9 protein-coding genes are annotated in these 16,104 nt (G+C 41.6%); 5 read left to right on the forward strand and 4 right to left on the reverse strand.

Translation table 11 applies throughout. The annotated features are described in order from the left end of the window. Nucleotides 1–26: 26 nt before the first annotated feature. From recC to recD, 3 genes are read left to right on the forward strand one after another with little or no spacing between them, the layout of a single operon-like run. Nucleotides 27–3,842: an exodeoxyribonuclease V subunit gamma gene (gene recC / locus AAEY98_RS11675; RefSeq protein ID WP_351017058.1), complete on the forward strand. Its 3,816-nt coding sequence runs from the start codon at nucleotides 27–29 to the stop codon at nucleotides 3,840–3,842. After that, complete coding sequence (locus AAEY98_RS11680) at nucleotides 3,842–7,705, forward strand: UvrD-helicase domain-containing protein (RefSeq protein WP_351017061.1); 3,864 nt, start codon at nucleotides 3,842–3,844, stop codon at nucleotides 7,703–7,705. Before recC ends, AAEY98_RS11680 begins: the two co-directional genes overlap by 1 nt. Next, nucleotides 7,699–9,762: an exodeoxyribonuclease V subunit alpha gene (recD, locus tag AAEY98_RS11685; protein ID WP_351017064.1), complete on the forward strand. Its 2,064-nt coding sequence runs from the start codon at nucleotides 7,699–7,701 to the stop codon at nucleotides 9,760–9,762. Before AAEY98_RS11680 ends, recD begins: the two co-directional genes overlap by 7 nt. A 300-nt stretch (nucleotides 9,763–10,062) precedes the next feature. On the opposite strand, the gene AAEY98_RS11690 is transcribed toward recD, so the two are convergent. The 4 genes from AAEY98_RS11690 to AAEY98_RS11705 all read right to left on the reverse strand — a co-directional run bounded on the left by AAEY98_RS11690 (nucleotide 10,063) and on the right by AAEY98_RS11705 (nucleotide 12,708). Continuing rightward, nucleotides 10,063–10,398, reverse strand: a complete 336-nt coding sequence (locus tag AAEY98_RS11690; protein ID WP_182771104.1) for a hypothetical protein — start codon at nucleotides 10,396–10,398, stop codon at nucleotides 10,063–10,065. 313 nt (nucleotides 10,399–10,711) lie between these two features. Beyond that, nucleotides 10,712–11,047 (reverse strand): hypothetical protein, encoded by a 336-nt coding sequence (locus AAEY98_RS11695; RefSeq protein WP_351017067.1) that lies wholly within the window; start codon nucleotides 11,045–11,047, stop codon nucleotides 10,712–10,714. A gap of 414 nt (nucleotides 11,048–11,461) precedes the next feature. After that, entirely contained in the window at nucleotides 11,462–11,863 is a 402-nt protein-coding gene (locus AAEY98_RS11700; RefSeq protein WP_351017069.1) for a hypothetical protein, read from the reverse strand. 494 nt (nucleotides 11,864–12,357) lie between these two features. Next, nucleotides 12,358–12,708 (reverse strand): DUF4870 family protein, encoded by a 351-nt coding sequence (locus tag AAEY98_RS11705; protein ID WP_162022753.1) that lies wholly within the window; start codon nucleotides 12,706–12,708, stop codon nucleotides 12,358–12,360. A gap of 1,296 nt (nucleotides 12,709–14,004) precedes the next feature. On the opposite strand from AAEY98_RS11705, the gene AAEY98_RS11715 reads away from it, so the two are divergent. After that, nucleotides 14,005–14,844 carry a hypothetical protein gene (locus tag AAEY98_RS11715; protein WP_351017071.1) on the forward strand — a complete coding sequence of 280 codons (840 nt, stop codon included), beginning with the start codon at nucleotides 14,005–14,007 and terminating at the stop codon, nucleotides 14,842–14,844. Between the two features lie 2 nt (nucleotides 14,845–14,846). Continuing rightward, complete coding sequence (locus AAEY98_RS11720) at nucleotides 14,847–15,851, forward strand: Kelch repeat-containing protein (protein ID WP_351017074.1); 1,005 nt, start codon at nucleotides 14,847–14,849, stop codon at nucleotides 15,849–15,851. The last annotated feature ends 253 nt before the right edge of the window (nucleotides 15,852–16,104 follow it).

Consider the following 16,104-nt stretch of genomic DNA (forward strand, 5'->3'; position numbering starts at 1 on the left):
ATTAATCTCAAATTAGCGGGTCGCCCATGCTTACTTTAATTCAATCTAATCAGATGGAAGTGTTATCTGAACAACTGGCCAAACTGTTGGCTATTCGTTTAGATAACGTTAGTTTATTAGCCAGTGAGCATGTGTTAGTTCAAAGCCCGGGGATGTCGACTTGGCTGCGTTTAGAAATCGCTAAACACAATGGTATCGCCGCCGCATTATCGTTCCCGTTACCCTCGAGTTTTACCTGGCAGTTATGCCATGATTTACTGCCCGATGTACCCAAAGATAACGCCTTTACCAAAGCGGCGATGACGTGGAAATTAATGGACTTATTACCAAGTCTGTTAGATAACCCTGACTTTAGCCCACTCAAACAGTACTTATCGCCTCAAGTTGATACCACAACTGATATCGCTGATACCGATGTTCTTGATACAGATGTAAACGCAAATACTGAAACTGATACCGATACTAATACTAATACTAATACTAATACAGCAAACACCCACGCCATATTGCAGCTCAATCAGTCACATGACGCAATTAAACTATTTCAACTGTGTGGCCGCATTGCCGATATTTTTGACCAATACTTAGTCTATCGCCCTGAGTGGATTTTAGCGTGGGAGCAAAACCAGCCATTATCGAGCCTAGACAACCGCTTGGCGTTAGATGAAAACCAGCTATGGCAACCGATCCTGTGGCGAGCATTAATCGATTATAACCAACATCATTTGCACGCCAGCCATTATCATCGCGCCAATTTACATGCCGATTTAATTGCAACCCTGGCTAATCCAGATACCGATTTATCGATGTTGCCCGCGCGGTTATACGTGTTTGGTATTTCATCCATGCCGCCACAAACCCTCGATGTGCTGTACCATTTAGCCAGTCGAATTGATGTCATTATGTTATCTCTCAGCCCTTGCCAGCATTATTGGGGCGATATTATTGAGCCGAAAACCCGCGCCCGCATGGCACTGCAATATGCCAATAAAAAACAACTCGACCAAGACTGGGAAGACAAGCTCGAAGTGGGTAACCCTATACTGGCCAATAATGGTCAAATGGGCCGCGAACTGCTGGATTTATTACTGTCTCTGCCGCCAGAACACACCGACTTTGGTTACGACTGTTATGTTGAGCCTGAGCCGAATAATCTGCTGCACGGGGTGCAATACGATATCTTACAAATGGAAACACTCGGCCAGCCATTAGGGCCAAACGCCAGTTTGTATCAAGACATTCATGCCCGCCGCACCTTATTGCCAAGTGATGACTCAATTACCTTACGCAGTTGCCACAGTGCCCTGCGCGAAGTTGAAACCTTACATGATCACCTTTTAGAATTGTTATCAAGCAACAGCGACTTAAGCCCTAAAGACATCGTGATCATGATGCCCGATGTTGCGGCGTATGCTCCGTATATTGATGCGGTATTTGGCACCGCCAACAGTCAGTATTTTGCCGACAAAAATCCGCAAAAAGGCGATTACTACATTCCCTACGCCATTGCCGACAGGGGCGCAGCGCAAGAGTCGCCGCTGATTAATAGTTTTTTAAGCCTGCTAAATATCAATCAAAGTCGCTTTGGCCTCACTGATATTATCGGTATTTTAGAAGTGCCTGCTATTTTGCGTCGCTTCCAACTCGATGATGACGAATTGTCATTAATCCGCCGCTGGCTAGACGATGCGAATGTCCGTTGGGGCCGCAGTGAGCAAACTCGTAGCCAACTAGGTGTGCAGCCTTTTACGCAAAACTCATGGGCATTTGGTATTAAGCGTTTAATCCTAGGCTACGCTTTTAACGACGATGCCGATATTTATCGCGATACTTTAATGGTACAAGGCATTGAAGGTCAATCATCGCAGGCATTAGGTAAGTTGCTCAACTTTTTAGAAACCATCGACACTTATTTTAACTTATTTGCCAATGACTACAGCACCGCAGAGCGCCTTAAACAATTACAACAGCTACTCGCCGATTACTACGACACCACAGATGATGAGCGTGAACAAATTCAAGCCATTCGAGATGCATTAGTTACCCTAGACACTGAGCTTGAAAGCGCCGGTCATCAAGGCCAAGTCGATATTGAAGTCCTAAAGCAGTGGTTTAATCAGCGCTTAACTGAATCTCGGGTCGGCCAGCTTTACCTTGCTGGTAGTGTGAATTTTTGTACCTTAATGCCAATGCGCTCAATCCCCTTTAAAGTGGTGTGCTTGCTGGGAATGAATGACGGCGTTTACCCGCGAGTTCAACATCCTGTCGGGTTTGATTTAATGGCGCATTTTGGCCCTAAAAAAGGCGATCGCTCGCGTCGATTAGACGACCGCTACTTATTTTTAGAAGCATTACTGTCGGCCAGGGAACAACTTTACATCAGTTATATTGGCCACAGTGAGCGCGATAATGCTGAGCGCATTGCCTCAATGCTAGTGTCTGAATTGGTCGAGTATTGCCAACTCAGCTACCTACCGCAATCCTTACAGCAACAGCTTGAACAACAAGCCGAAATCAACCTTGATGATGCCGATAAAACCGTACTGGCACAGCTTATTCAAGCACAACCTTTGCAGCCTTTTGACGCTAAACTATTTCGAGAAACACCACAATCTGCGCATACCGTGACTAAGCTGCAACACAGTTATAATGCCCAATGGTGCCCGCCACCAGCCAATGCGACCATTAACAATCACTTTTTTGAGCAAGCATTACCCTTGTCGGCTGAACAGGCGGATGAAGTGTTTGCCCATACTCATATTAATAGCGAAGGCATTAAAGTGGTCGAACTCGAATTGTCGGCATTAATCCGTTTTTATCGTAATCCAGCGCAATTCTTTTTCAACCGCAGTTTAAAAGTCGATTTATCACTGGATATTCAAGCCGATGACAATGACGAACCGTTTAGCTTAAATGCACTCGAGCGTTATTTATTGCAATCACGCATGCTCGACAATGCTATTGAACATCAACTCGACAGCCCAGATCTCGAATTACTCAGCAAACTCAAAACCAGCGGTGAATTGCCAATGGCGCCGTTCGACAACTTGTTAATTAATCAATATTTACGCGATATATCGCCGTTGATTAATCGGGTGCAGTTTTTACAAGACCAACAAACCATGCACACGCTGAATGTTGATCTTAACTTTGATTTACCGATGCAGGATTTTCCAGCGCATGCTCTATCTGTGCAGGGTTTACCAGAACAAGCAGATACAACCCATTCGTCCACCGTGCGAGTCAATCTTGTCGGCCGTATTGACGACATTCTGCCTAAAGGCTTAGTCAATTACCGCCCCGGCACTGCCCACGGACGAGATTTTATTCGGGTGTACTTACGTCATTTATGCATCAACGCCATGGCCAATTCGTCCACCTCGGGCATGGGTAAAAATCAATTCAGTTACTTACTCGACATTGGCCATTTTCATGCATTTTCGCCTATTACTGCTGAACAAGCGCAGGCACAACTCATGCGCTTTATCAGTGGTTTTATTCAGGGGCAAACTCAACCCTTGTGCTTTATGCCTAAAACGGCTTTCGCCTATGTTGAAACCGATGGCGACCATGAAGAAAAGCTGCTTAAAGCCCAGCAAAAATGGGATGACGGCCAAAACCAATTCGGCGAAGGGCACGATCCACATAACCAGCGTTTATTCCATTTCCCAGAAGACTTTAGCGAAGCTCGGTTTGGGGCATTAGCCATCCATTTGCTGCAACCCATGTTAAGCCAGTATCACAAAGATAAATTGGCAGAATTAGACACTTTTGTCAGTGGCACCGCGGTCGATATTCAAGCGCAACTCATCGCCAACGCAGCTAAACTAGGAGCGCATTAATGGACGCTATTACCGTGACACCGCTTAATGCCCTCACCTTACCTTTTAGCGGTTCCAGCTTAATTGAAGCCAGTGCTGGTACAGGGAAAACCTATACTATTTCCGGTTTGTATTTACGTTTATTGTTAGGCCATGGTGGTAAAGCACCGTTAAGTTGTGAGCAAATTTTGGTGGTAACCTTCACCAACGCCGCCACCGAAGAACTCAGAGACCGAATTCGTAAACGGATTAACTTAGCGTTTAAACGCTTTTTAGGTTTAGCCGTAAACGATGAGTTTATTGAACAGCTTTACCAAGACATCTCGGAAGATGAACGTCCTATTGCGTTAAGACGCTTAGACTTAGCGTTAAAGTCGTTAGATGAAGCGGCCATTTTTACTATTCACGCCTTTTGCCAACGCGTGTTGTCAGACATGGCATTTGAGTCGTCATTGCTATTTGAGTCCGAATTTACCCTCGACGACAGTGAGTTTTTACACCATGCAGTGCGCGATTTCTGGCGTGAAGTCTGTTATCCATTACCGCCCTTTTTAGCCCAAGCCATTAGTGATGTGTTTGCCGAACCTGACGTGTTAGCGCAAAAGCTGCGACCGTTATTAGGTGCAAGCCAAGCGGTGTTGTCAAAGCAGCCTCTGGCCTTTGAAACCCTGCAACAACAGCTAAGCCAAAGTATCAGCCGCTTTACCTTATTGTGGCAAAGCCTGCACGACAGCACCCTTGAATTATTGCAATCGCTGCCATTAAACGGTCAACGATTTGGTAAAGGCGCCGACGGCTACCCTAAACTTAGCCAACTGTTTGATAGCATTAGTAACTGGGTGAAATTCGGTCAAGGATTACCGCCAATAAAAGCGCTGGAGCAATTGGCATTATCAGAGCTTAAACTCAATAAAGGGGGCGTTATCCCCAGTGCTGCTGAAGCGCCGTTACTTGAGCATATTGAGCGCTTACTTGAGTTGATTAATCAGCTTATTCCGTCATTTTTAGTGCGCGCCCGTGAGGGAATTCGCCAACGCTTTGCTGGCCAAAAACAGCAACGCAATTTAATGACACCCGATGACCTATTGCTCAGCTTAGCCATGGCGCTCAGCCAAAATCCAATCACCCTAGCCCATGCTATTGCTAAGCGTTTTCCGGTCGCATTAATTGATGAGTTCCAAGACACCGATCCACTGCAATTCACCATTTTAAATCAGGTGTATCAACAGCCGTTAGCATCACAGCTGGACTTAGCCGCTGATACCACTGTGCACAGCCAAAATGATGACAGTAAAAGTAATGACGACATTGGTAATGACAACAACGATGATGATGCTAACAAGGGGCGCTTAAGTTTATTAATGATTGGCGATCCTAAGCAGGCTATTTATGCTTTCCGTGGCGCCGATATTTACACTTATATTGCCGCGCGCCAACAAACACAGGCCCATTATAATCTTGACACCAATTACCGCTCATCGACTCAATTGGTCAATGGTGTTAATCAGCTTTTCAGCCAACACCAAGACCCGTTTATTAGCCAAGCTATCCCCTATGATATTGTTAAAACCCCATCATCGGCAGCCAATAAACACCTGAGTGAAGCCACAACCAATCCAGCGGCGTTGCGGATCCGCTTATTAGCCGAAGACGATGTAAATGGCTTAAACAAAACTACCGCAAGACAACGCCTAGCAGCTGATGCTGCCAGTGAAATAAAGCGCTTACTCACCGAAGCGCAACAGGGATTATGCCGAGTTAATACCAGCCTTGAACAGGAAGCTAAACCGCTCATTGCCAAAGACATTGCCATATTGGTGCGCGACCGTAACGAAGCGGCCGTGATGAAAGCGGAATTATCAGCACGTAAAATTGGTGCGGTATTTTTAAGCCGAGACAGTGTATTTAACACCATTGAAGCCCGTGAAATGGCTATTTTATTGTATGCCTTAGCCACGCCTAAAAATGAACGTGCTATCCGCGCCGCGCTGGCCACTGAGCTTGTTGGTTTTAATGCCCAGCGGATCCATCAATTTAACCAAGATGAAGAACAACGTCAGCAGGTATTAGATCAATTCACTCATTGGCATCAGTTGTGGCAACAACGCGGCGTTATGCCTGCGCTGCTTAACTTTGCCAGCGAAACTAAACTGATCCATCGTTATCTGTCGCAATCTGTCACGGCTGACATCAATAGTGTTGATAAACATAACGCTAATGCTCACCGTGATAGCAGCAATAATGACAACAGTTATAGCAGCAATAGTGACAACAGCTTTAATGATGCTGATGACGACAACGCAGCAGATCTTAAAGCCTCAGGAGAAAGACGCTTAACCGACTTTAGGCATTTAGCCGAATTACTGCAGCAAAAGGCCACTGAGCTAGATGGTAGCAGCGCCCTTATCAATTGGTACGAACAACAACTGATTGGTAACAATGGCGGTGATGAGCAGCAATTGCGCTTAGAAAGCGAACAGAACTTGGTGCAAATTGTCACTATTCATAAAAGTAAGGGCTTAGAATATCCGGTCTGTTTTGTGCCGTTTGTCAGCTTAGCCCGCGGCAATAAAAAACGCCCTGCGCCGATGATGTACCATAAAAATGAGCAGCTCATTTGGGATATCGACGCCACCGACGAAGGCTGGGAACAACTCAAACAAGAAACCCTCGCGGAAGATTTACGCTTATTGTATGTGGCGTTAACACGGCCGGTTTACGTGTGTTATTTGTATATTGCCAACCAAAGCCGCCAATTAAAGGCGGGGATCAGCAGTCAATTGCATGAAACAGGTATCGGTTATCTGTTGGGTATTACCGACAAGAAAACCGACTTTGCTCTTATTCAAGCCAAAGTGAATGCCATTGCCACCTTACCAGCGATGAGTGTGGAATGTTTAAGTAATGATGTTGACGATTCAGTGCTCGCCGATATTAACGACAATAATGACATTCTAGCGGCCAAAAAAGTCACTCGAGTACAGAGCCTTGCGTGGCGAGTGGGCAGTTATTCTGGCTTGGTGAAACATCTGCCTCACGAGAGAGTCGCACCCGGTGCCGACGATGAAGACTTCACCGATGAGTTAATCCAATTACAGTTACAAGATGAACTCACCAGCGAACCCGTACTTGATCGCTTTACCTTCGAGCGCGGTGCCAATGCCGGTAGTTTTATGCATTTAGTGTTAGAACTGTTTGATTTTACCCAAGCAGATACTGAACTGACGCCTGCGCTAACAAAAGCCATGAAACAATATGGGTTTGACGAAGCCCTATGGCAACAACCGCTAATGGACTGGTATCAGCAAATATTGGCCGCGCCGCTGTTTATCAAGCCATCGTCAGAGGACACATCACTGATATTAAGCCAATTAGGCATGAAGCAAAAAATGGTCGAAATGGAGTTTTACTTGCCTATTTCAACCTTACAAGCATCGCAATTAAATCATATTTTGCAGCAGCACGGTTATGTCGCCGGACTCGACTTTGATACCTTAAAAGGCATGTTAAAAGGCTTTATCGATTTAACCTTTGAGCACCAGGGCCAATTTTATATTGCCGATTATAAGTCTAACCATTTGGGCGATAACTATAGCGACTACACTCGCTCAGCCATGGCTAAAGCCATTGATGCTCATCGCTATAATTTACAATACATCTTGTATACCTTGGCGTTGCATCGTTACTTATCGCTTAGATTACCAAACTACAATTATCAGCAACATATTGGCGGCTGCTATTACCTGTTTTTACGCGGCATGCATCCTGAGCATCCTGGCGCGGGGGTGTTTTATGACAAACCACCGCAAGCATTAATCGAACAACTCGACCGCTTATTTTCAGGTAATACAGACAATCGTGCGCCGGAGACGTCATCATGCTAATACTCACCCATCCAATCACTGAGTTATTGCACCTTTGGCAAGAACAGCGGCTCATTACAGCACTCGATCGTCATTTTGCTTTAGAGCTGGCCAGTATTGAAACCATCAATAACGATCCCGCAATAAGCGAACAACAGCCGCAACTGTTCTTGCTTGTTTGCGCCATGCTTAGCCAGCAATTGTCGAATCAGCACAGTTGTTTAGTCATCGAGCAAATTGATTTAGCCAATCCCATGGCAGAAGACAACCGCGGCAACGCTGAAATCAATTGTCGGATTGAGCTTAACCATCAACAATTAATTGAACAAATCGCGCTATTTGATGCCGTCGGCCAGCCTGGTGACAATAAACCGATGATTTTTGAACATGGACGCTTATATTTAAATAAGTACCACTTCTTTGAAACTCAAGTGGCGGCTAAGTTGACCCAATTAGCCAATCAACAGATTGAAATCGACCTAGCTAACAGTAATCTGCCGCAACTCATTGAATGTTTATTTACCGCAGAAGACAGCAATAGCAGCCCGTTTAACTGGCAAAAAATAGCCACTGCAACAGCGTTGGCCAAAGCATTAGCGGTGATCACCGGCGGCCCAGGAACCGGTAAAACCACCACAGTAACTAAACTATTATTGTTACTGTTAACCCAATCGCCGCTAACCATCCGTTTAGTCGCGCCCACAGGTAAAGCTGCAGCAAGGCTGAGTGAATCGATCAAGGCGTCTAAACATCGTTTACTGCAACAGCTAACCCAAGTGAGCGACCCTGCATTGGCGAAAGTATTAACTGATTCGCTAAAACAAATACCTGAAGAAGCCTCAACATTGCATCGATTATTGGGGGTTATCCCAAACTCGTATCAATTTAGGCATCATCAGGATAATCCGTTGCGCTTAGATTTACTGGTGGTTGATGAAGCATCGATGGTCGACTTACCCATGATGTATAAATTACTCAGCGCCCTGCCGTCTCATGGCCGTTTGATATTGTTAGGCGACCAAGATCAACTCGCATCAGTAGAAGCTGGCGCAGTGCTGGCGGATATTTGTGTTGGCTTAAAACAAGCTAATCAGCATGAGGCATCGCCATGGTCAATGCGTTACAGCGCAGCACAGGCAAAGCTCATTGAGCAATTAACCCAACAAGATGTCAGTCAGTTTATTCATCAACAGCCTAAAATTGGTGACAGTTTGTGTATGTTGATGCACAGCCATCGTTTTAAAGGTGATGCAGGTATTGGGTTATTAGCCAATGCGGTTAATCAATCAAATGTGCATGCGATTCGTCAAGTATGGCAACATGATCATGCCGAATTGAATTGGTTTGAACATCAGCATAATGCCCAGGGAGATAACACAGGTAAACAAGCGTTATTGGCATTATCGGTACAGGCTTATGGTGAGTATCTAAGTTTGGTACAGGAAAATCAGCAAAGGATAAATCAACAGGCCATTATCGATCAAGCGGATCGACAGGACTGCGCCATAACATTGCCGCATTCTGAACAAACCATCATCGACAGCTTTAACCAATATCGAGTCTTGTGTGCCATGCGAGCAGGTGAATTTGGGGTTGAGGGCATGAATATCGCCATCACCGACAGCCTTAAACACGCCAAACTGATTAATCCTCAAAATGAGTTCTATTTAGGCCGACCAATCATTATTCAAAGTAACGATTACAACTTAGGCTTATTTAATGGCGACATTGGTTTAATCTTGCAAGACAGCACTAAGCCAAGTCGCTTAATGGCCCATTTTGTTATGGCCGATGGCAGCCTGCTTAAAGTATTACCCGCACGCTTACCCAGCCACGACACTTGCTACGCCATGACAGTACACAAAAGCCAAGGCAGCGAGTTTGATAAAGTCAGCTTTGTATTGCCACATAAACCCAGCTCCGCCCAATGGCAGCTACTCAGTAAAGAACTGCTTTACACCGCCATCACCCGCGCTAAAAACCATTTTTATTGTTTAGGCACGAATATGATATTTGAAAAAGCCAGCAAACAAGCCACATCACGCGCATCGGGGCTAGCTTGGAGATTGTGGGGGTGATTGTGTGGCTTATTGTAGAGCTGCTTGCGGAGCTGATTATAAAGATAGTAGTGAGCGCTATTTCAGGGTAAGCAAGTGCTCAATAACAAACAGATAATGACGACATAATATTGATGACAACGGGAAACTCATAGTGCCGATGATTAAGCGAGACGCTGGCGGTTGATTTTCAAAATCAGCTTCCATGTGAGCTTAGCCAAAACATCCATGTTTTGGATACTCGCTAACTCATCGGCATCTATCATTTTATTATCTTCGATTTGGCTTTTTGTGACTAACTTAGGTAATTTGTTATGCTCCTTACAAGCTAGTGTAGCTATCATTAACTTCAACGTTGATATACCTCTGCTTATTATCCAATACAATTGAAATAGTAATAGCATGTAAGCTTAAGCTTTCATCTCGAATTATGCCCTGAAATCTATTGGTGTATTTGTCATAAGTGAAAGAGATATTTTGGGAGTTAAGATAATTCTCAATAGCTTTAGCATCATCTCCAACTTTCAAGCTTTGAACAATATTTCTCTCAACCTGTTCCGAAGTTGATTCAGCTTTTTGTCCACATCCAAATAAAGAAGCGATAAAGAATAAGACGATGTAATAATTACGCAAAGCTTGAGCCTCTCTTTGGCACATAACGTTTTAGCATTTGTGCGATGTGCACTTTGCATGCCGCAAACAGCTTGGTAGACTTGCCCTATGCCGAGTCAAGGTTAACTGATAAGTTTTATACTAAAGGAGTTTTCTTTTTTGACATCGGCTCTGGGCTGAAGAGCAATTTTGAATTGATTACAAGGCTTGATTTGTACGTATTTCATTGAAATCACCTTGCCATTGTGGTGTTCCATCACATCTTTTCTAAATCTAGTTGATTCAATAACTGTAGTTCAATCCATTGAAGTATCATTTTGCTCCGCGCAACAGCTTAGTTCAACACCAAATTATGTTGCTAGTTTGAAGAAACATACATAACCCACGAACCAAGAGCAAAAATACTGCCAGAAATGGTTAGTATTGAACAAATTTTAGCTAAAACTGACCATATTTTTTTCCCTTGATATGTACTCGCAGACTTCCAGACTGCAATACTAATCAAGATAAAATAAACGGACTTTAAACAATCTCCGATAATTAGCGACTCTACCGTTGTTAATTTTGAAACAATTAAACTAATAATTACACTTATTAAAACGAATCCAGCCCAAAAGACATCAACTAATCTAAAACTACCGGAAAATAGTTTTTTAACAAAATGTTGTTTTTCTTCTAATGCAACATCATTCATTTCGAATCTTCCTTTTGCAACAAGGCAAATCTATGCCATTCATTTTAAGACAATTAACATAACTGCTTTTAGCGTTGATTGCGATAGCTTTCTGACTATTCAAATGTACAAATTGAACGCAAATCATCAACAAACTGAGAGATAGTGGGAAATGGTGAGCAATGAGGTAAACCCAACGCAGCACTAGCAGCTTAATTGATATTAAGCGGGAAAAAATATTATTGTTTTAGTGCTAGATCCAACAATTATGAGTGGCCATTCTTTAGTACTCTTATGTCTAAATACACGACGAATTGATTGCTAACCAGCATACGAAGTAGATGGATTTGTTGATTGATTTAAATTTGACTGCAAAAGCAGCCAAATAAGCTAAGCTCGCCTATTGAATGGCGGGAGGCTCATATATGTTATATTTTAATTTACTTTAGTTGCATTAATAACGATTGAACTACAATCACCGGTAACATATGGGCCAAGAACAAACTTTAACGATGAAAAATGATACTCTAAATCACAATGTTCATATATTGATTCCAGCTGTGAATTTTTTGTATAAAACCGTGCAACAATAAGTTTTTCATTTTGTTGAAGAACTAAAGCTGAATTAGACAATAAAGAACTTTTCACATCTTCTTGTTGTGTCCCAACCTTAGGTTTTGGTGCTTTAACAAAAGTGGCAATTAAAGCATCTTTTACCTTTAAAGGGTTACTTTGCTCAGTTTTCATCACGTCTTTGACTTCAGGCTCGCTGATAGATGAACATGCACTGATTAACAATATCAATATCGTCGCCAATCCAACTCTACTTTTTTTCACTGAACGCTCCTTAAAATATAACGTTTTAGTATTTATGCGTTGCGCTGTTTGCAAGACATAAATCGCTTGTTGGACTTGACCGATGACTAGTCCAAGTTAATGGGCATGCTTCATGCTATAGGAATTTGCTTTTTTTGATGCTAACTCTGGGCTACAGAGCAGTTTCGAGTCAATTGATATCGAGTAGTAGATAAGTTTTTCATTGAAATTCCTTTTCATCGTATTTTCATACATCTTTAAGCTTGGCTGGTTCAATGAGGGTTATACACTCAATTGAAGGCTCCGCGCAGCGGCTTAGTTCAACAGTTTTTTGACAAAAATCAATCAAGCCACCCATTTTTATTGCAAATAATCGGGTGGCTTTTTTTGCTTCCATTCTTGATCTGTTATTTAGTGGATAAAGAGTAATATCCCAAGTATTAAGGCTGGTTCAACACTTGGGATAAGGACGCAGCTTAACGCAGCCGATCCCTATTTGTTAGGTTGTTAGGCTGTTAAAATAACCAACCAGTAGGGTTCTCAATTGGTTTTTCCAGTTCAAGTGCTTTCATGCCCTTGAGTGAGCGAATTATTAGCCAAACCGCCCAGAATAAGAGTACAAACCACCCAATGATAACTAAGGATAAAATTGAGCCTAAGAAGATATAAATAGCACCAATCCAAAAAGTCCTAATTTGAAACTGATAATGGGTTTTTAACCACTCAGGGGCATCACCTTTATTGATGTAAGCCATTACTACACCGATTATACCTGTAATACCAAACAGTAAACCTACCATGTAAAGTAAGTAAACTATTTTGGCTTGTTCCTTAGTCGTTGGAACATTTTCTACTACTTCACTCATCTATTTGATCCTTTAATTGTGATGAATTTTATAATTGATTCTTCAATATTTGCTGAACAAGAAACTATGCCTCTCATTTTTAAGACAATTAACATAACTGCTTTTAGCGTTGATTGCGATAGCTTTCTGACTATTCAAATGTAAAAATTGAACGAAAATCATCAACAAACTGAGTGGCATATGGAAAAGTATGCACAATTCGGTAGAGTTAAAGCATTCGCGGCTTGGTTGATATCAAGCACAAAATGAGGTTATTGTTTCAGTCTGAGCTCTAGTTTTAAAGGTTAAGTCTTAAGCACACAACCCGCGTTGGCAGTTCGATGATCCTTGTGCTCGCTTTCGCTCTAGATGTTCGAAATATTCTGTTAAAGCTGGTAATGCCTCGAAAAAAACTTTAAATAATGAGCCAAACTCAGTGGTGATTTTTAGCCCGTTTTAAGCGGAAATATTAAGTCTATTGAGAATGTCTTGGCTACCTGAGCTAATAGCACTGCGCTTATCCTCTCGAATGATACAACCCGTATCTTCCGCCAGTACACTTATCTTCTTTGTTGGCCATTCGTGCAATCTGCTCATTAAAAGAGGGCATAAACCAACTGATATCGACTAGGCGTTGGCGATATAGGGCAATGCAATCATTCACAGTTTTTCATTTCAAATTCGTTAAAGTCTTCACCTTTAATAAACTATAGGATTAAGAGCCTACAGAGATAAGTCTTTGAGGTTGCTGAAGTCTCACTGGCTAGCGGGAATAAACACGTTGCAATATTTAATCAGGGAACCACAAGCATGCTATTAGATTCGTGAGGATCCCTCAGCCTCCAAAGTGAGATATAAACCTACAAACGGAATTACATCTAGTGTTTGTACAATAAACACAAAAATAATTATTTTTAGAAAAATGTTGAATCTTGATACTTTAACAGACTATAGTAATAGTCATAAGTACAATTAGTGGTTGTGATAATTAATCATAGAAAAACACTGTCCAACTGAATATTACTATCAACTGTTTCGATTGGATTTTCAGGATACATGAAACCAAATGGATAAAGCAAAACTAGAATCAGACGGTAATATTCTGTCAGACGTTTACGTAGTAAATAACGAAAAATATTATTCACCATGCTTTACAGATCCTTTTATGGTTTAGCTTGCCAAGATTTATCTGGTCAAAACTTCATGCTGATTTTGATTAATTGAAGAACCAAGAAAATGCCTAAAAAGATAACTTAGTAATTCGTGCTATTTCAATAAAAATAGTTATAGTCACATATACAACATAAAGGAAAGGTCATGATAAAGTCGTTTGTAGGGATACTCATAGTATTAATCACGTTGTTATCATTTAACAGTCAAAGCGCTGAACCAAAATTTGATATAGAGAAAGATTTACTATTATTAAATTTCGACCTAAAAACCGATGTTGATGATGTGCATACCGTTGCAGCATTAGATTTAATATTGAAATCAAAAGCATTTAAAAAACTTAACTATTATGCTATCAGCGGAACCTACGGCATACAATCTGGCGCTTATGTACCTGCTAACGAACTTTTTAATATGGTATTCGACCAACATTGGACTGATGCTCATAATTACAGACAAACATCTATAGATAAAACCATACAAAAAATAAACAAGACATTATCTTTAGGTGGAAATATTTGGATGGCGGAAGTAGGACAAAGCGATTTTACCCAAGAATTATTAGAAGCTCTTAGCAAAAACAATATCTCATTCACGAAAGATCAAATCATTGTAGTTCAACACGCTGATTGGAATGAACAAGAAACCAGCGTGGATGCCTTAAATTATGTAAAACAAGAAACAACTTATATAAGAATTACCGATGGAAATAAAACCGGTAACGGAACTCCTGGTTTCAACGATCAAACTTATTCAACAAAAAATCTTGAAGATAAGCGCTTAATATCGTCAAAAGTATGGGTTGAAGCTAATAAAATATGCACAAAATATAACGGTATTAACGGACGTTACAATAACAAAGCTATTTCAGGTGGCGGTGCAGACTTTTCTGATTTAGTTGAAATAACCTACATTTTAGATATTCAAAACACACCAACAGTCGCTGATTTTTTTACTACATTTAACAAAGCTATTACAGAGAAATAATAATGGAACACCTATCAATTTCATCACTTTTCTATACTGCTTTTATCTCAGCTTGTGTTGTATTCAACGCAGCCGCAGAGACAACTTGGCAAGAAATAGAAACCACAAAATCATTCTCTGTGCGACACGAAGCGGGTTTTGTTAAATTTGAGAATAAAGGCTATTTAATTGGTGGTAGAGGAATAAAAGCCGTTGATACATTTGACCCAAATTTATTAACGTGGCGTCCTCTACAGCAATCGCCTATTGAACTGCATCATTTTCAGCCAGCTGTATGGAAAAACAGAATTGTTATTGCAGGTGCTCTAACGGGTGGTTATCCCACTGAAACACCTGTTCAGAATATCTATTATTTTTACCCCAATGAAAATATATGGGAAAAAGGTCCCGCTATTCCCCAAGCAAGATTAAGAGGTAGCACAGTTACAATTATTAAAAACGACGCGCTTTATCTTATTGGCGGTATTACTAATGGTCACCTAGATGGTAATGTTAACTGGGTAGACCGATACGACTTTATCACCAACACTTGGACTATTTTAAATGATGCACCTCACTCACGTGACCATGCTCAAGGTGTTCTTATCAATAATAATATTTATGTTGCTGGCGGACGAAGAACACTGGGTAAACAAAATAAAGTATTTGAGTTAGTTGAAGGGAAGCTTGATATATTTAACATTGACACTAATCAATGGCAAATTGCAGCACACGAATTGCCGATCCCTAGAGCTGGCATTGCGACTTTCGCTTACCAGAATAATTTTATAGTGGTGGGAGGAGAAAGTGCCAATCCGAATAAAGCTCATGAAGAAGTTCATCTTTATAACACTGAATCAAAGTTATGGTCACAAGCCCCTGCGTTAACTCAAGGTCGACATGGTAGCGGTGTCATCGAAATGAATGGGGTTTTATGGATAGCCTCTGGCTCTGGTATGCAAGGTGGTTCACCAGAATTACATTCTGTTGAGTCTATTCAACTTAACAAGGTATTCGTTCTCAAATAATTGAATATAAAACTTAGCCTGAAAATCAATATTTTAAATGCCATCTGACCTGGTCAACTGAATTCGGTCCCCCGAGTTAAGTTCGTTAAACGACTTCTTTTATCGGCTTATCCATACGTTCAAATTCATTGGGACTTTGGTATTACCCTTGATTGATATCAAGTACAAAATGAGGTTATTGTTTCAGTGTGAACTCTAGTTTTAAAGATTAAGCCTTAAGCACACAACCCGCGTTGGCAGTTTGATGAGCCTT

This window comes from Shewanella sp. AC91-MNA-CIBAN-0169 (assembly GCF_040310165.1).
Classification (GTDB): Bacteria; Pseudomonadota; Gammaproteobacteria; order Enterobacterales; family Shewanellaceae; genus Shewanella.